This is a genomic window from Rufibacter sp. XAAS-G3-1 (assembly GCF_013623775.1).
GTDB lineage: Bacteria > Bacteroidota > Bacteroidia > Cytophagales > Hymenobacteraceae > Nibribacter.
In genome coordinates, this window is record NZ_JABFAM010000019.1 from 1 (window position 1) to 16,261 (window position 16,261).

Below are 16,261 nucleotides of genomic sequence, written 5' to 3' on the forward strand. Positions count from 1 at the left end.
GCGCTCCGGAACGTGCGCCGAGAGCGAGAAGCGCAGCTCCTTCTCATCGGCAAAGTGCTTCCTGCCCTGCATCGGTAAAAAGAGTTGGTGGAACATCCTTTTACGTGTATCTTCAGTCGGTTGTGCAACAAGCACATTGTGTAAACACCATGCCACGGCCGACGGCCTTGCTCGTTGTTTATACTAGCCGTTGGGCAAAATGCAAAGAATAAAACAGGTTGACGATAAAAGTCGTAATTTGTGATTATTATGAAAATAATCAGCGACCATATAGGGAGAATAAGAAATCTCTGTAACCAACACAGCGTAAGAAGCCTTTTTGCGTTTGGCTCGGTTACAAATAAAAGATTCAAAGGAGACAGCGACATTGACTTAGTGGTCGATATTGACGCGGCCGACCCAATTGAATATACAGACCATTATTTTGAATTGAAATTCCAGCTGGAGCAAATCCTCCAAAGGAAAATTGATTTGCTGGAACAGAAAGCTATCAGGAACCCATTCCTTAAACAAGAGATTGACCGAACCAAGGTACTCGTTTATGGAGAATGAAATTAAACTTTGGTTAGCTGACATTAAAAGGTCAATAGTTGAAATCTACGACTTCCTGCCAGTAGAGAAGGATTTTCCGACATTCCAAAAAGACCTGAAGACAAGAAAAGCAGTTGAGCGGAACCTTGAAATTATCGGAGAAGCGCTGAACAGGATATTACGGGTAAATCCTGATATACTTATCACTAACTCACGCCGGATTGTAAATACCAGGAACAGAATCATTCATGGCTACGACACTGTTTCGGAGGACATCATTTGGGCTATAGTCATTAAAGAGTTACCGAAACTTGAGGAAGAAATTGACCGCTTGCTTCCATAGAAAAAGCACATTGCCCAACATTGTGCATAAGTCATGCTTCGGCCGACGGCCTTCCACGTCTTTTATACGAGGCCGTTGGGGCAAATTTGAGAAACTTCTTACCGGCGGGCACGGCAGAAAAAACAAATCTGCAGGAGTAGCAAAAGCAATTAGAAAAAGCCGAAACTTACCTTAGCAGAAGTGGGAAAAGGCCGTGATTGGCGGCACGTTCCCCAAGAGCGGGCGCAAAGCTAGCCGCTGCAACTACAGTTGGCGCGGGTAAAGCTCCGCCGCCGGCTTACGAATGGACGCTGCGTTTGAGCAGGAATTTGACGTTGCGTTTGAGCAAGTGAATTTATCGGCAATGCGTGAGGCCTGACTGCGGAAATACGTTTCCGGCCTGTTTTCCGGAAACCAGGGCAAAACTGGAAACGCGGCAATGCGTGCCGAGCCGTCCCAACAAGAACAAACTTGCCCCAACACAAGCTAAACGTCAGCCAAGTCGTATCCAGGCGCAAACCAGTTGCTTTCTAAAACTGCAATCGGTACTTTGAGAGATAATCAGGCAAAACTCTTGGCCGTCGTTTAGCAGCGGCCGTTGGGCGTAATTAAAATAATATGAAAGCCGACCCTAAATTGATAGAAGCTATTGCAAACATTCTATGGCCAATAATAGTTATGGTCATTGCTATAATGCTAGTCCCACTAATTAGAAAGATAATAATAAATGCTTCAGAAATAAAATTCAAGGTCGGTGATTATGAATTTACAGCTACCAAGCAAACCATAGAGGTTTTCATTAAGCCAATCCTTAATGAATTAGATGATTCAGTTACCTTGTTAAATGATAGGCAAAAAGAGCTTTTTTTAGAGATTTATAATAAAATTTATATTAATGAAGAAGAAGTGATTTTACCTCAAAGCTTCGAAAGAGATTCTGAATATCATAAAGATTTAAGAGCGTTAAGGAATGTAAATTTTATTAGACCATATCTTGGTGGCAAGTGGAATACTGGAAAACGTATTGAAGTAAAGAACTTTGGTGTTTTAGCTGCCAGATTGAAAGCTAAGGAATTAAAATCAAAAAATAACAACGCCCAACAAGGTGCATAAGCCATGCTACGGCCGACGGCCTTACACGTCTCATGCACGAGTCCGAAATCTATGAGTAAAACAAGCGTTATGCGCTAAATTTTATCCAATTTAATCTCATAAGGAGTCCCTCTTTTGACGACAGCCACGATCTGGTGGAGCAGCTTGTTTCTTACCGCGTTCAGGACGCTCATCTTGCTCTTTCCTTCCGAGACTTTCCTGTCAAAATACGCCTTCATCTCCTCATTGTAGCGGACGCTGTTCATCGCCGCCATGTGCAGGATGTGTTTGAGCTGCTTAATTGCAAATTTAGATACACCTGTTTTGCCCATCACGCCCGTGCCGCTGCGGTATTCGAAGGGGGCCACCCCGCAGTAGCAGGCCAGTTTGCGCCCGTCGTCCATCACCGTGAAGCCCTGGGTATAGACCAGCAGCGAGACGGCCAGCACCTTGCCCACGCCCTTCACACTGGTGAGCAAATCGTATTTGCCCTTCAGGGCTCCGTCTTTGGCGATGAACTCCTGCATCTTCTCCTCCACCTGTTCCATGCTCTCCTCCAGCCCCCTGATTGCCTTTTTGTTTACCTGCCCCAGCGTCTTGCCGGAGATTGGGTCTACCGCCAGCAGTTCCTTTATGGTGACCTTGAGACTCTGCAGGGCCTTGACCAATCTCGATCTGTTGGCTTGCAGATCCTTGAGCCGCTCGAGCGTTACACTAGGCCTCCCGCTGGTGCAGCAGGGCGTAGCGGCAGATACGCTGGGCGTCCACCCTGTCATCCTTGCCCCGTACCATGCCGATGGAGCGCTTTATCTGCAGGGCGCTCTCCATCCACACACGTACCTCCCTTGCAAGTAGATAATGCACCAGTTGCCTGGTGTAGAGGCCCGTGTGTTCCAGGTAGCAGAGGGTATCCGTACCCGCCTCGCAGCCGTGCTGCCTGGGCCAGGCCTCCATGCGCCTGAAGCCGGAGGGGTTGTTGTTGAACTTGCTTTCGAGCATGTGCCCGTCACCGCCGTCCGCCAGGCATACGTCCAGGCTGTCCTTCGATACGTCAATGCCCAGGATGAAGGCGGGGGCTTGCGGTTGCATAGTCTTTTCCATATCTTTTCAACAGGTTGTGCAGACGGCGGATCGCAACCTTTATCATGGGCCCAGTGTCCCGAGAATCTATATGACCCCTGCCTGCGGGTTTACAAATAGGGCAGCCAGGCTGAATCGGCCTGTAGGATGGCAATCGCCTGGTTAGCGCGTAGTGCCCTGGCTGCCCCTTCAGCTACTGAAAGTTAATCCAATAGCTGGTGATTGGAAACAGGTATTGAAAAAATGAAACTGGGCTAATCTAAAGGTTGTGCGTAAGTGAAAGAACTTTTTACCAGCTGGCACGGCAGAAAATTTATCAGCAGATGAAGCAGAAGTACAGAAAAGAAATCATCTGACTTGGCAGAAGAAAACCAGCAGAAGAATTATAAGTTAGCTTAGCAAAAGTCAGGAAAGCCACCCGACTTCTATCAGCAAAAGTTGCAGAAGTGGCAAAAGAGGAATTGACGCAGCATTTGAACAAGAACGGACGCAAAAAGCTTGCAGAACCGACCGAAACGCGTTTTTGGCCTGTTTTTCAGAAATCAGGCCAAAACTGAACGAAAGAAAAGAAAACATAAAACGCCCCATCTCCTGTTTTCGGGCTGTTTTCCTGAAATCAGGTCAAAAACAGAAATAATAAAATGCGCGGGGAAAAGTAAAAGAACACCTCCGCACAACGTACTTGTGTAAACGGCGGCGTCAACAAACAACCTCAGTTGCCACTTACACGCCATGTACTTTACGCCCATAGGCAGGTAGTATTTGACCTTCAAGGCACCGTCTCGCGCCATAGACTCCTGCATTTTCTCCTTCACCTGCTCCATACTTTACTCCAGACCCGCTGATGACTTTCCTGCTCATCCTCCCAAGCGGTTGGCCAGAGACTGGGGCCACCGCTGCAGGCCTTTGAACCGTTCCGGCGTCCCCCCATACGTTCACCATGCCGTCCTTCCCCTAACAATCATAAAGGGACAATTGGAAATGAAACCGCACTACTCTAATGGAACTGGGCAATTACTAAAACCTAGCAGGGTTTCCGTATGACAGAAGGAGATAATAAAGCACAGGCCGCCTCTAAAACACACGTACTCTCCTAAACAGTTTTATTGCATGGGGCTATCCTTCCCTTTTATAAACAGCTATCCTCCTCACAATGAACCACTCCTGTTTTTTGGCTGTTTTACCAAGGACAGGCCGAAAACGGCTATTTATTAACCAGCGCAAAAAAGGCATTTGTATTTTATAATTCAGATATTCTTGCTAATTTTGCGACTTGCAAAAAAAGAGGCAACGTGAAGGAGATTAAGAAATACGATATCAATCTTGTGAGGCTGGGCAACAAAAGCCACAGCTATGAGTTTGAATTGGATGACCGCTTCTTTGAGTTGTTTGAACAGGAGTTGATCCTGGGCGGCAACTTGAAGGCTGAGGTAGTGCTGCACAAGTCTGAGCTTCTTTTGCAGTTCGATTTCCATATAAAAGGAACGGTTCGCCTGACCTGTGACCGGAGCTTAGAGGATTTTGAGCACCCGCTGGAAGTAGAACAAACGCTGCTCGTTCGCTACGGCCCAGAAGACCTGGAACTGGATGTGAACGTGTTGCAGATAGTACCGGAGACGCAGTATATCAACATTGCCCAGCACTTATATGATTACATAGGCTTGGCCATACCCATGAAAAAGCTGCACCCCCGGTTTGTGGAAGAAGACCAGGAACGGGATGACCCAGAGGCCGAAGGCCTGTTGATCTACTCTACTGGTTCAGAGGGAGAAGATGATGAGGACGATGAGGACGAGGACGGCCCAATAGACCCCCGCTTCGCCGCCCTTAGAAAGTTAAAATAAGTTTATAACCAATTTTGTAATAATTACCTGCGATGGCACATCCTAAGCGAAAAATCTCCAAAACCAGAAGAGATAAGAGAAGAACGCACGACAAAATCACTCCTAAAGCGATTTCTATCTGCCCTAACACCGGAGAGGTGCACCAATACCACAGAGCATACGTGGTAGACGGAGATTTATACCACAACGGTAAAGTGGCCATCAAAAATTATACCTCTGTTGCGTAATAAAGCTTGCCTGTTCAGGCTTTATTTTAGTTACTTGTAGGATAATTTACGAAACACGCTTTACATGAAAATAGCTCTGGATGCAATGGGCGGCGACTTCGCCCCTGATGCAGTTGTAGAAGGCGCACTTTTGGCGGCTGAGACTTTAACGGATGAGGTAGAGATTTTCCTGATTGGAGATCAAGACAAGATCCATTCCCTCCTGCAGAAGCACGGCTACACCGGTTCCAGAGTAAAGGTTGTTCACGCATCTCAAGTGATTGGGATGGGTGAACACCCTACCAAAGCCCTCACCCAGAAACCAGACTCCAGCATTGCGGTAGGGTACGGCATGCTGGCCTCTAAAAAGGTAAACGCTTTCTGCAGCGCCGGCAATACCGGTGCCATGCTGGTAGGCGCTGTCTTTAGCGTGAAACAGGTGGAGGGAATCCTTCGGCCAGCCTTGGCCAGTTTCGTGCCCAAGCTTTCTGGCGGATACGGCATCATGCTGGACGTAGGCGCCATTGCCGACTGCAAACCCGAGATTCTGGAACAGTTTGGCGAGATTGGCTCCCTCTACGCGCAGCATGTCCTGGAAATTGACAATCCGCGGATAGGGCTGATGAACCTGGGGGAGGAGGAAGGCAAAGGCACCATGGTGACCCAACCTACCTACAAACTCCTCAAAGAAAACCAATCCATCAACTTTATCGGGAACATTGAAGGCCGCGACCTGTTTAACGACCGCGCCGACGTCATTGTGTGTGACGGGTTCACCGGTAACGTCATCCTCAAACTGGCGGAGTCAATCTATGACATCCTGCGGGAGAAAAACTTCAGAGACCCCTTCTTTGACCGCTTTAACTATGAAGCGGTAGGCGGAAGCCCTATTTTGGGCGTGAATGGGAATGCCGTCATTGGCCATGGCGTTTCCAGCCCCACCGCTATCTGCAATATGCTGCACCTGGCCAACAAAATGGCCGTGTCCCATGTTTCAGATAAATTGAGAAAATATTTTAGCGCCTAATGGTGCGCCCTTCCACCAGACATTCCTTCAGAACGATATGAGCAAAATAACCGCCGCGATCACTGGTGTGAGCGGATATGCCCCGGAGTATGTGTTAACCAACCATGAGTTGGAAACCATGGTTGAAACCAACGATGAATGGATCGTGAGCCGCACGGGCATTAGTGAAAGACGCATCCTGAAGGGCGAAGACCAGGGCACTTCCGCCATTGCTATTCCGGCGGTACTGGATCTCCTCAAGAAAACCAACACAGACCCGGCAGACGTTGAAATGCTCATCTGTGCCACCACTACCCCAGACCTGGTGTTTCCGGCTACGGCCAACATTATCACCGCTGAGACCGGCTGCGTCAACGCCTTCGGCTATGACCTGCAGGCCGCCTGCTCCGGTTTTCTATTCGCCTTGGCCACTGGTGCCCAGTTTATAGAAACCGGCAAATACAAGAAAATCATCGTCGTGGGTGCCGATAAGATGTCGGCCATTGTGGACTATACAGACCGGGCCACCTGCATCATCTTCGGAGATGGCGGCGGGGCCGTGATGCTGGAGCCTAACACCGAAGGCCTGGGCGTACAGGACAGTATCCTGAAGTCTGATGGTACCGGGGTTCCTTACCTGCACCAAAAAGCCGGGGGAAGCCGCCGGCCGGCCACCCAGGAGACCTTAGACCGCCGGGAGCATTATGCTTTCCAGGAAGGCCAGCAGGTATTCAAGTTCGCGGTGAAAGGCATGGCCGATGTGTCGGCCGAGATCATGGAACGCAACAACCTTACCGCCGAGGACATTGCTTGGCTGGTACCGCACCAAGCGAACAAACGCATCATTGATGCCACGGCCAACCGCATGGGTGTAGGCCCGGAGAAGGTGATGATCAATATCCAGAAATATGGCAATACCACCAGCGGCACCATTCCCTTGTGCCTGTGGGAGTATGAGAACCAGCTCAAAAAAGGCGATAACGTGGTGCTGGCTGCCTTTGGCGGTGGTTTTACCTGGGGTTCCATCTACCTCAAATGGGCGTATGATCCCAAGTAAGCCGCTCGTTTTTAGGCTTCTTTTCTGAAATAGATCAAAAAATTCGGCTATCTTTGGCCGAATTTTTTTATGTCCAATCGGGAAAAACCCGTAGGCATTTTAAACCGAAACACAAGACTAACTATGGCAACTACCGCTGATTTTCGCAACGGGCTTTGCATTGAATTTAACGGCGACCTGTGGATCATCACTGAGTTCCAGCACGTGAAACCAGGAAAAGGCCCCGCCTTCGTCCGCACCAAACTCAAGAACATCAAAACCGGAAAAGTGGTGGACAACACCTTCACCGCCGGTATTAAAGTAACCACCGCCCGCGTGGAGCAACGCCCCCATCAGTACATCTTCAAAGACGACTATGGCTATAATTTCATGAACCTGGAGAACTTTGAACAGGTATCTTTGGATGAGAAGATGGTTCCTTTCGCCGATTTGATGAAAGAAGGCCAGGAAGTGACTATCTTGTTCCACGCCGAGACGGAAACGCCCTTAACCGCCGAACTTCCTACGTATGTAGAACTCACTATCACGTATACAGAACCCGGTATCAAAGGAGACACCGCCACCAACGCTTCTAAACCAGCCACCGTAGAGACGGGTGCCACTATCTCTGTCCCTCTTTTTATTGGGCAAGATGAAAAGATTAAGGTAGATACGCGTACCTACACCTACGCCGAACGAGTAAAATAAACCTATGAAAGCTAAGGAAATCCAAGAACTGATTGATTTCATCGCGAAATCAGGCCTGAATAAAGTTGACATTGAAACAGAGGAGTTTAAGATCTCTGTGCAGCGCGAGGCCAGCCAGAAGGTGAAGTACGTCTCTGAGCCGGCTCCAGCGGCCGCTCCGCAGGCATTGCCGCAAGCCCCCGCTCCTGCCCCGGTACCGGCCGCACCTGCTGCCCCCGCCGCTCCGGCCCAGCCTGCCGCAGATGACACCAGCAAGTACCTCACCATCAAAGCGCCTATGATCGGGACGCTTTACCGCTCAGCCAACCCAGAGTCTCCGTCTTTCGTGAACGTAGGCGACGAGGTGCAGAAAGGCCAGGTCATCTGTATCATTGAGGCCATGAAGCTGTTCAATGAGATTGAGTCTGAGATCTCGGGCCGCATTGTGAAAGTATTAGTTGACAACGCCAGCCCCGTTGAATACGACCAACCGTTGTTCTTGGTAGATCCTAGTTGATTTGAAAATTTGAAAATGAGAAAATTTGAAAATGGAGACACTTAAACGGTTCTCCATTTTCCTTCTTACATCTTCACATCTCCAAATCTTCAAATCTCCAAATTAAACCAAATGTTCAAAAAAATACTGATTGCCAACCGTGGCGAGATTGCCCTGAGGGTGATCCGGACTTGCAAAGAAATGGGCATCAAAACGGTAGCCGTCTACTCTACCGCCGACAAGGAAAGCCTGCACGTGCGCTTCGCCGATGAAGCCGTTTGCATTGGCCCGCCCTCCAGCGCCCTGTCTTACCTTAACATTCCCAACCTGATTGCCGCCGCGGAAATCACCAACGCAGATGCCATTCACCCCGGCTACGGGTTCCTTTCTGAAAACGCCGAGTTTTCCAGAATCTGCGCCGAAAACGGGATCAAGTTCATTGGCGCCACCCCAGAAATGATCAACTCCATGGGCGATAAATCATCGGCGAAGGAGTACATGAAAAAAGCGGGCGTGCCTACCATTCCGGGTTCAGAAGGCTTGCTGAGTTCTGCCGAACAGGGCAAGAAATTGGCCGCCAAAATCAAGTATCCGGTCATCATCAAAGCCACGGCCGGGGGCGGTGGACGCGGCATGCGCATCATCAAATCAGCCGATGAGTTTGACAAGGCCTGGAACGATGCCCGGCAGGAAGCCAAAGCCGCTTTCGGGAACGACGGCATGTACCTGGAGAAATTTGTGGAGGAGCCGCGTCACATTGAGATCCAGATTGTGGGCGACCAGTACGGCGCCGTTTGCCACTTGTCTGAGCGCGACTGCAGCATCCAGCGCCGTCACCAGAAACTGATTGAGGAAACCCCTTCGCCGTTTATCTCAGACGAGCTGCGCGAGCGCATGGGCCAGGCCGCCATTGCCGGGGCCAAAGCCATCAACTACGAAGGCGTAGGCACCATTGAGTTCCTGGTAGACAAGCACAAAGATTTCTACTTCATGGAGATGAACACCCGTATTCAGGTGGAGCACCCCATCACCGAGGAAGTAGTGAACTACGATCTAATCAAGGAGCAAATCAAGGTAGCCGCCGGTATCCCAATCTCAGGCAAGAACTATTATCCGCAGATGCACGCCATTGAGTGCCGCATCAACGCCGAAGACCCCAAAGCGAATTTCCGCCCGAGCCCAGGGAAGATCACGGTGTTGCACATTCCGGGTGGTCATGGGGTACGCGTAGACACACACGTGTATGCGGGCTACACCATTCCGGCCAACTATGACTCCATGATCGCGAAGCTGATTGTGAGCGCCCAAACCCGCGAAGAAGCCATTGTAAAGATGAAACGCGCCTTGAGCGAGTTCGTGATTGAAGGCGTAAAAACCACCATTCCGTTCCACATGGCCATGATGGAGGACAAAAACTTCAACGAAGGCGACTTCACCACCAGTTACCTGGATACCTACGATTTCACTAAGTTTTAAGGAAATTGCCCCTAAAACAGAAAAGCAGCCTTTTAGGGCTGCTTTTCTGTTTTAGGGGCAAAACTGATGTTATGAAGTTTGGGGCTGGTGTTTTTGGCGTGTTTTCCAGAAAACTGGTTAGAAACGGAACGTGCTCATATTTTGATCTATTTCGCGACGGCTTCTTTGTCCACCATCTCTTCCAGTTCCAGGAACCACTCTTCGCCGTATTTCCGCACCAACGGCTCGCGCAGGAATTTGTAGACCGGCACGCCCAGCTCCATCCCGAAGGAACAGGCGGGGTTGCAGATTTCCCAACGGTCATAGTTAAGCGCCTCAAAACCGTCGTACTTCGTAATCCGGATGGGGTATAAATGGCAGGAGATAGGTTTTTTCCAGGTAATCTTTCCATCCAAATACGCGGCTTCAATGGCGCACTTCAGGGTGAAGTTATCATCGTAGATGGCGTAGGCGCACTCGCGGTCTCCGACGGTGGGCGTGCTGTAGTCGCCTTCAAAATCCTCTACGTACAGTCCTTGTTCCGCCACGGCCTGGATGCCCTCCTGTGACATGTACGGTTTTACGTGTTCATAGGCATGGGCTAAGACAGCGAGTTCTTCTTTCTCCAACGGGGCTCCCAGGTCACCTTCCACGCAGCAGGCGCCTTTGCATTTCTCCAGGTTGCAGACAAAGAACTTGTCTTTGAGGTCGTCTGAGAGAACGGTGTTTTGTAGTACAATCATGGCTTTTTCTTACAGCAGAAAGACAAAAGTACCGCTATTTAAGTTCGGCCGCAAAAACAGGGATAAGAATATCCAGAAACAGGAAAGCAGCCGTTTGGGGGCTGCTTTCCTGTTTTAAGGCCAAAAACGGTTAGGCTTCCATCACCCAGGCCAGGGCCGCTGCTTCGTTGTCAAAATAATGGGTGTCAAACCGTACGGCGATGCCTGCTTTCAGGAGGATGTTATCTACCGCCATTTTATTGAAGATGTCTTTTGACACAATCACCGCCATACGCTCCACATTGCCTTGGGCAGAGAATTTGGGAGCCCACTCCTGTACAGTCCACTCCTGGTCGGAGGGTCGTATGGCTTTGGCGTTGGTGTTATCGCCTATCCAACGGAGCACCTTTTTTTCAGTAACCAATTGAAGATAGGTGTTCAGGATTTGCCGGTACTCTTCGCTATTGGCGAAGCCTTTCCATTGGGTGCGTACCAATGCCGCTCCCTCATCATAAGTAATGAGGATTCTATCATTTTGAAAGTAAACCATTTTTGTCTTTGTCTGTCTGAGGTACTACAAAACGGGACTGGTGCTACGTAACGCAACGCCTGGCTCCCGGCAAAGTGCATTGCCCACAAGAAACTACTTGCCCCTCTAAAGCTTACCCAAATTTCACTTCTGAAGTACCAATGTACTTTCTTTTGCGGCCTTCAAGCCCCCGCATGATGCCCGAAAAAGTGAAGTAAAACCCCGTAAAACCAAAGTTGTCCAGAATTCTGCTCTTTTCAAAGGTGTATTGTCAGCCACTTCCCTCCGGCAGGAGCCTATGCCCTATTTTTTTTCACCTTCCCAATTGACCGGAACAATGCCTTTCGTAGACGAGGCCCTTCCAAACCACAGATGAAAGGCCGCTGCTTTTGATGCACGCTAAGCCGGGAAACTTTTATTAACAAATTATTTATCAATTATATCAATGTAATTGAATATATTGAGAAGTAAAAAGCTGTACTTAACCACCCTGTTCTTTTCAATGTTACCAAAGTTTCACTCTACCCTATTATTGCTGGCTGCCTTTGCTTTTTTCATTAGACATGATGGGTTTGCTCAGGCTGGCAAAGTAGATACATTGTCAAAACAGTCCCTGTCAATGTATCCGGTTCGTTTGTACCAACAGGCCACCCAAACCGAATCGCATCTATTTAACGGCCCCCAGTATGTAGACTACAGAAGGCAAATGAGAGAAGGGCATCAGTTCTTTCTGCAGGATGCCGCCGCCACGGGCAACGTTCACTATGATGGCGCTTCATATGACCAAGTGCCTATGCTCTATGACTTGGTAAAAGATGAAGTCATCATTATGCGCAACAACTTACTTATGCAGAAACTGGTTAGTGAGAAAGTAGCTTCTTTTGAGTTGAACGGGCATAGGTTTGTGCGCCATGTAGCCCCCCAGTCCGCAGATTCTTCTTCCCTTCCTACGGGTTTTTATGATGTGCTTCATGATGGTACCAGCAAAATGTTGGTAAAAAGGCAGAAGCAGATGGAAGAAAAGGTAGAGGATAAGTTTCTGATTGAGATATATAGCCATCGGGACAAATTCTTTCTGGGGAAAGAAAAGACCTTTTACCAGGTTCGAAGCAAGAAATCAGTTTACCAGCTGTTGAAAGATAAAAAGAAAGAACTGAAAAAATATGCCCGCTCCAATAAGTTACGGTTCAGGAAGCAGCGGGAAGAAGGTATTCTGGCGCTTATCACCTATTATGACACCCTCAGAAACCAGTAAGTGACCACCGTCCCGGCCCCTAAACCTTTGCCTCCATCATCTATTGAATGCCTTCAAACATGACCCAACTTTACCGTAAAGCATTTCTGTTAGCCGTTTCACTTTTGTGTTGTCTCTTACACAGCCACGCGCAAACCAGAGCAGAGCAACTGATCACATTAGACCTCAAAGACGCTTCTTTTGAGAAATTTGCCCAGGAAATAGAAACGAAAACAACCTACCGCTTTTATTACGACCCCACCACGGTAGATAGCCTTCTGGTTTCTATGCAGGTAACACAAAAGCCTCTGAAAGAAATAATGGAACAGGCGCTGGCAGGCACAGAATTGAAGTTCGCCATTACCCCGCAGGGCGCTGTACTTATCACCCAGGGGAAGGAGTTCATGGCAAATTTGCCGGAGAACTTCTTTAACAGGGAAAAAACCACCGCCAGTGGCACTACTTCACCCGCCGGAACTTCCACTACAACCCCGTACATGGCGGGAGGGAACAGTAAAAAGAAGGCCGTCTCAGAAGCCAAGCTCTATGTGATAGGCGTCAAGCGAGACAACGCTTCAGGAAACGCCAACCTGGCCGGACACCTGCGCGACGCCAAAACCGGGGAGCCTGTCATTGGCGCTTCGGTTTATATCCAGTCTCCGCTCCTAGCCACCACCACAGACCAATACGGGTATTATTCCTTGACGCTGCCCGTAGGCGAGCATGAGCTGATCATAAGGGCCATCGGGATTAAGAATTCAAAACGCCGCATTGCCTTGTATTCCAACGGAAAGCTGGACATTGAGGTAGAGGAAGATGTAAGGTCACTCAAAGAAGTTCTGGTAGAGGCAGAAAAAGACCGCAACGTAGCCGGTATGCAAATGGGCATGGAACGGCTGGACATGCGGGCCATCAAACAGGTGCCCACGGCCTTTGGCGAAACAGATATTCTACGGGTAGTACTTACGTTACCCGGCGTGAAATCTGTAGGGGAAGGAAGCACTGGCATGAACGTGCGCGGGGGCTCCACTGACCAGAACCTCATTTTGTTTAATGACGCCACCGTCTACAACCCGTCACATTTGTTTGGCTTCTTTTCGGCCTTTAACCCAGATATTGTAAAGTCGGTGGAGTTGCATAAAAGTAATATCCCGGCCAGGTACGGGGGCAGGCTTTCCTCGGTGCTGGAAGTAATCACCCGTGACGGGAACAAGAAAAAGTTCGGTGCCTCTGGCGGTATTGGTCTTTTAACCAGTAGGTTAACCTTGGAGGGGCCAATTATCAAAGACAAAACCTCTTTTATCATAGCGGGTAGAAGCACGTACTCAGACTGGCTCCTCAAGAAATTACCCAAAGAGTCGTTCAGCAAAAGCTCGGCCTCCTTTTATGACCTGAATGCCCAGGTCAACCACGAAATCAACAGTGAAAATACCCTCTACTTTTCAGGGTATCTCAGCAAAGACAAATTCCAACTGGGGTCAGACTCGCTTTATAATTTCACTAACCACAACGCCAGCGTTAAATGGAAGCATATCTTCCACAACAAGCTGTACAGTGTGCTTACGGGTGCTTACAGCCACTACGGGTATGGCGTAAATTCAGAAAAGAACCCCGTAAACGCGGCAAACCTGACCTTTGACATGAAGCAGGCAAACCTGCAGGCCGACTTCAATTACTTCCTGAACTCAAAACACACCCTAGATTTTGGGGCCAGTTCCATTCTGTATAACATTTCGCCGGGCAGCCTCACCCCGGTTGGGGGTGAATCTCTGGTCATGCCAGATATCTTACAGCGGGAAAAAGCATTGGAGAGTGCACTTTATGTCTCTGACCAATTCGATATCTCCCCACGTTTATCGGTGTACGTAGGGCTGCGGTATTCTATTTTCAATGCCTTGGGGCCCAGAGAGGTTTATACTTACGCACCCAATGTCCCTAAAACGGAAAGCACCATTCTGGACACCGTTTCCTACGGGGGCGGCAAGGCACTGGCTACTTATCAGGGGCCGGAGTATCGCTTTTCGGCCAGGTTTGGCCTAACGGATCATTCATCTGTGAAGATGAGCTTTAACCGGATGCGCCAGTACATTCACATGCTCTCTAACACGGCCTCCATGTCGCCCACAGACACCTGGAAGTTGAGCGATGCCAATGTGAAGCCGCAGGTGGGCGACCAGATAGCGCTGGGCTACTACCAGAATTTCAGGGCAAATACCATTGAACTGTCGGTAGAGGGCTATTACAAGAAAATGAAGGATTTTCTGGATTACCGAAACGGCGCAAACATCATTCTCAACCACCACATTGAAACAGATGTGGCAAATGCCGAAGGGAAGGCGTATGGGGTGGAAGTCATGCTGAAAAAACTGACGGGCAAGCTGAACGGCTGGGTGAGCTATACCTACTCCCGCACGCTTGTCCGCCTGAATAACACGCAAGTCTCAGAGGTTATTAACAAAGGCGAATTTTACCCCAGCAACGTAGATAAGCCGCATGATTTTACCTTGATCAGCAACTACCGGTTTAGCCAGCGGTTCAGTTCCTCTTTCAACTTCACGTACAGTACCGGCAGGCCCATCACCTTACCCATTGCCAAATACCAGGACGGCAACGCCACCCGCATCTTCTACTCAGACAGAAACGAGTACCGGGTACCAGACTATTACCGGGTAGATTTCGCCCTGAACATTGAAGGAAACCACAAAGTCCAGAAACTGGCCCATAGTTCCTGGACTCTTGCCGTCTACAACCTCACCGGCCGCAAGAATCCTTACTCTGTGTATTTCCGGACGGAGGAGGGAAAAGTCAAAGGCTACAAACTCTCTATTTTTGGTCAGCCCATTCCTACCATTACCTATAACTTCAAATTCTAATGAGCTTTTATACCAAGTACCTGAGAAATACGCTCTTCTTGTATTTCCTCTTTCTGCTCACCTCTTGCGAGGAACCCTTTACCCCTGAAGTACTGGAAAGGCCGAACAACTTCTTAGTGGTAAGTGGTTTTATCAACAGCAACGGGCCCACAGCCATCAAACTCTCCCGCACCCAGAATCTGTCTGAAGAGGGTGGGCCAGCTATGGAAACAAGAGCAACCGTGACGGTGGCGGAAGAAAACGGCCCAACGTACCTTCTAAGGGAAACCGCAGCAGGTACGTACACTTCAGGCAGACTCCCTATCCAGAACAGTAAACGGTACCGTCTGGTCATAAAGGCGGGCGGTAAGGATTATGCCTCTGACTATGTAGAAGTAAAGCAAACCCCTGTCATTGACAAAATAAGTTGGCAGGCAGAGAGTGACGGCTTACAGTTCATGGTAACCACCCATGATGACCAGAACAATACGCGCTTTTACCGTTGGGAATACGAAGAGACCTGGGAGTACCGGGCGTATTATTATTCTGAGTATGAGTATGTCAATGGAGAAATGCAGTATCGCAGGCCTGAAAATGACATTTACCTGTGCTGGCAAAACAACAGTTCCAAAAACATCCTCATCAACAATACCGTCAAGCTCAGCCAGGATGTGGTCAGCAATTACCCCTTACTCAAACTTCCCGCAAATTCTGACAAACTCGCCAACAAATACAGCCTTCTGGTGAAGCAATATGCCCAGTCTAAAGAATCCTATGAATACTGGGACGCGCTCAAGAAAAATACCGAAAATATTGGCACCTTGTTCGATCCCCTCCCTACCCAGCTGACCGGGAACATCACCTGTCTTACAGATCCTGCAGAGCCTGTCATAGGGTTTATAAACATCTCCTCAGTAGAAGAAAAAAGGATCTTTGTGAACAAGTCTGAGTTACCTACGGGATGGCGTCCCCCAAGTATGCACTGCACCATTGACACCGTGGCAGTAAAAGATTTGAAGGAGCATTTCTCATCTGGTTTTAATATTCCGGTTAGCATGATATACTCAGATATGGGAGCTTTCTTAGGCTACTCCGGGGCTTCTAGCACCTGCGCAGATTGTAGAGTTTACGGCACCAAAACCAAACCAGATTTCTGGCAATAATTCTGA

At 48.9% G+C, this 16,261-nt stretch carries 18 protein-coding genes; 13 read left to right on the forward strand and 5 right to left on the reverse strand.

What is annotated here, in order from left to right:
- Positions 1-249: 249 nt before the first annotated feature.
- The 3 genes from HHO50_RS17970 (at position 250) to HHO50_RS17980 (ending at position 1,966) form a co-directional block, all read left to right on the forward strand.
- The gene (locus HHO50_RS17970; RefSeq protein ID WP_181308076.1) at positions 250-552 is read left to right on the forward strand and encodes a nucleotidyltransferase family protein; all 303 of its coding nucleotides are present in this window, start codon (positions 250-252) and stop codon (positions 550-552) included.
- A complete protein-coding gene (locus HHO50_RS17975) occupies positions 542-874 on the forward strand; it encodes a DUF86 domain-containing protein (RefSeq protein WP_181308078.1) in 333 nt (110 codons plus the stop codon). Before HHO50_RS17970 ends, HHO50_RS17975 begins: the two co-directional genes overlap by 11 nt.
- Before the next feature lie 597 nt (positions 875-1,471).
- Positions 1,472-1,966: a hypothetical protein gene (locus HHO50_RS17980; RefSeq protein WP_181308080.1), complete on the forward strand. Its 495-nt coding sequence runs from the start codon at positions 1,472-1,474 to the stop codon at positions 1,964-1,966.
- 74 nt (positions 1,967-2,040) lie between these two features.
- Here HHO50_RS17980 and HHO50_RS17985 read toward each other — a convergent pair whose 3' ends face one another.
- The 3 genes from HHO50_RS17985 to HHO50_RS17995 all read right to left on the reverse strand — a co-directional run bounded on the left by HHO50_RS17985 (position 2,041) and on the right by HHO50_RS17995 (position 3,849).
- Complete coding sequence (locus HHO50_RS17985) at positions 2,041-2,613, reverse strand: transposase (RefSeq protein WP_181308081.1); 573 nt, start codon at positions 2,611-2,613, stop codon at positions 2,041-2,043.
- Positions 2,614-2,659: 46 nt separating this feature from the next.
- Positions 2,660-3,046, reverse strand: a complete 387-nt coding sequence (locus tag HHO50_RS17990) for a transposase (RefSeq protein ID WP_181308083.1) — start codon at positions 3,044-3,046, stop codon at positions 2,660-2,662.
- Positions 3,047-3,567: 521 nt separating this feature from the next.
- Positions 3,568-3,849, reverse strand: a complete 282-nt coding sequence (locus HHO50_RS17995) for a hypothetical protein (RefSeq protein WP_181308085.1) — start codon at positions 3,847-3,849, stop codon at positions 3,568-3,570.
- 468 nt (positions 3,850-4,317) lie between these two features.
- Here HHO50_RS17995 and HHO50_RS18000 point away from each other — a divergent pair, with 468 nt between their 5' ends.
- The 7 genes from HHO50_RS18000 to accC all read left to right on the forward strand — a co-directional run bounded on the left by HHO50_RS18000 (position 4,318) and on the right by accC (position 9,776).
- Positions 4,318-4,869 (forward strand): DUF177 domain-containing protein, encoded by a 552-nt coding sequence (locus tag HHO50_RS18000; protein ID WP_181308087.1) that lies wholly within the window; start codon positions 4,318-4,320, stop codon positions 4,867-4,869.
- Between the two features lie 32 nt (positions 4,870-4,901).
- On the forward strand, positions 4,902-5,096 hold the full coding sequence (gene rpmF, locus HHO50_RS18005; RefSeq protein ID WP_062544815.1) for a 50S ribosomal protein L32: 195 nt from the start codon (positions 4,902-4,904) through the stop codon (positions 5,094-5,096).
- A 64-nt stretch (positions 5,097-5,160) separates the two neighbouring features.
- On the forward strand, positions 5,161-6,102 hold the full coding sequence (gene plsX / locus HHO50_RS18010; protein WP_181308089.1) for a phosphate acyltransferase PlsX: 942 nt from the start codon (positions 5,161-5,163) through the stop codon (positions 6,100-6,102).
- A gap of 37 nt (positions 6,103-6,139) precedes the next feature.
- Positions 6,140-7,138: a beta-ketoacyl-ACP synthase III gene (locus HHO50_RS18015; RefSeq protein WP_181308091.1), complete on the forward strand. Its 999-nt coding sequence runs from the start codon at positions 6,140-6,142 to the stop codon at positions 7,136-7,138.
- 123 nt (positions 7,139-7,261) lie between these two features.
- Complete coding sequence (gene efp, locus HHO50_RS18020; RefSeq protein WP_181308093.1) at positions 7,262-7,825, forward strand: elongation factor P; 564 nt, start codon at positions 7,262-7,264, stop codon at positions 7,823-7,825.
- Between the two features lie 4 nt (positions 7,826-7,829).
- Positions 7,830-8,321, forward strand: a complete 492-nt coding sequence (gene accB / locus HHO50_RS18025) for an acetyl-CoA carboxylase biotin carboxyl carrier protein (RefSeq protein ID WP_181308095.1) — start codon at positions 7,830-7,832, stop codon at positions 8,319-8,321.
- Between the two features lie 111 nt (positions 8,322-8,432).
- Positions 8,433-9,776, forward strand: coding sequence for an acetyl-CoA carboxylase biotin carboxylase subunit (gene accC, locus HHO50_RS18030; protein WP_181308097.1), 1,344 nt, complete (start codon positions 8,433-8,435; stop codon positions 9,774-9,776).
- Positions 9,777-9,922: 146 nt separating this feature from the next.
- Here the strand turns inward: accC and HHO50_RS18035 are convergent, their stop codons facing one another.
- Positions 9,923-10,498 (reverse strand): DUF3109 family protein, encoded by a 576-nt coding sequence (locus tag HHO50_RS18035; RefSeq protein WP_181308099.1) that lies wholly within the window; start codon positions 10,496-10,498, stop codon positions 9,923-9,925.
- Positions 10,499-10,628: 130 nt separating this feature from the next.
- Positions 10,629-11,027, reverse strand: a complete 399-nt coding sequence (locus HHO50_RS18040) for an STAS/SEC14 domain-containing protein (protein WP_181308101.1) — start codon at positions 11,025-11,027, stop codon at positions 10,629-10,631.
- A gap of 598 nt (positions 11,028-11,625) precedes the next feature.
- Between HHO50_RS18040 and HHO50_RS18045 the strand changes: the two genes are divergently transcribed.
- Genes HHO50_RS18045 through HHO50_RS18055 form a run of 3 tightly spaced genes read left to right on the forward strand, consistent with a single transcriptional unit; the run spans position 11,626 to position 16,255 of the window.
- Positions 11,626-12,261, forward strand: coding sequence for a hypothetical protein (locus HHO50_RS18045; RefSeq protein WP_181308102.1), 636 nt, complete (start codon positions 11,626-11,628; stop codon positions 12,259-12,261).
- Positions 12,262-12,320: 59 nt separating this feature from the next.
- Positions 12,321-15,113 (forward strand): TonB-dependent receptor, encoded by a 2,793-nt coding sequence (locus tag HHO50_RS18050; RefSeq protein WP_181308104.1) that lies wholly within the window; start codon positions 12,321-12,323, stop codon positions 15,111-15,113.
- Complete coding sequence (locus HHO50_RS18055; RefSeq protein WP_181308105.1) at positions 15,113-16,255, forward strand: DUF4249 domain-containing protein; 1,143 nt, start codon at positions 15,113-15,115, stop codon at positions 16,253-16,255. The genes HHO50_RS18050 and HHO50_RS18055 overlap by 1 nt, the downstream gene beginning before the upstream one ends.
- Positions 16,256-16,261: the final 6 nt, after the last annotated feature.

Excerpts from the sequence above, each read along its gene's own strand:
- accB (WP_181308095.1), top strand. The coding sequence starts at position 7,830 with ATGAAAGCTAAGGAAATCCAAGAACTGATTGATTTCATCGCGAAATCA.
- HHO50_RS18055 (WP_181308105.1), top strand. The coding sequence starts at position 15,113 with ATGAGCTTTTATACCAAGTACCTGAGAAATACGCTCTTCTTGTATTTC.
- HHO50_RS17970 (WP_181308076.1), top strand. The coding sequence starts at position 250 with ATGAAAATAATCAGCGACCATATAGGGAGAATAAGAAATCTCTGTAAC.
- HHO50_RS17990 (WP_181308083.1), bottom strand. The coding sequence starts at position 3,046 with ATGGAAAAGACTATGCAACCGCAAGCCCCCGCCTTCATCCTGGGCATT.
- HHO50_RS17995 (WP_181308085.1), bottom strand. The coding sequence starts at position 3,849 with ATGGAGCAGGTGAAGGAGAAAATGCAGGAGTCTATGGCGCGAGACGGT.
- HHO50_RS17975 (WP_181308078.1), top strand. The coding sequence starts at position 542 with ATGGAGAATGAAATTAAACTTTGGTTAGCTGACATTAAAAGGTCAATA.
- efp (WP_181308093.1), top strand. The coding sequence starts at position 7,262 with ATGGCAACTACCGCTGATTTTCGCAACGGGCTTTGCATTGAATTTAAC.
- HHO50_RS18050 (WP_181308104.1), top strand. The coding sequence starts at position 12,321 with ATGACCCAACTTTACCGTAAAGCATTTCTGTTAGCCGTTTCACTTTTG.
- plsX (WP_181308089.1), top strand. The coding sequence starts at position 5,161 with ATGAAAATAGCTCTGGATGCAATGGGCGGCGACTTCGCCCCTGATGCA.
- HHO50_RS18015 (WP_181308091.1), top strand. The coding sequence starts at position 6,140 with ATGAGCAAAATAACCGCCGCGATCACTGGTGTGAGCGGATATGCCCCG.
- HHO50_RS17980 (WP_181308080.1), top strand. The coding sequence starts at position 1,472 with ATGAAAGCCGACCCTAAATTGATAGAAGCTATTGCAAACATTCTATGG.
- HHO50_RS18045 (WP_181308102.1), top strand. The coding sequence starts at position 11,626 with ATGTATCCGGTTCGTTTGTACCAACAGGCCACCCAAACCGAATCGCAT.
- accC (WP_181308097.1), top strand. The coding sequence starts at position 8,433 with ATGTTCAAAAAAATACTGATTGCCAACCGTGGCGAGATTGCCCTGAGG.
- HHO50_RS18040 (WP_181308101.1), bottom strand. The coding sequence starts at position 11,027 with ATGGTTTACTTTCAAAATGATAGAATCCTCATTACTTATGATGAGGGA.
- HHO50_RS18035 (WP_181308099.1), bottom strand. The coding sequence starts at position 10,498 with ATGATTGTACTACAAAACACCGTTCTCTCAGACGACCTCAAAGACAAG.
- rpmF (WP_062544815.1), top strand. The coding sequence starts at position 4,902 with ATGGCACATCCTAAGCGAAAAATCTCCAAAACCAGAAGAGATAAGAGA.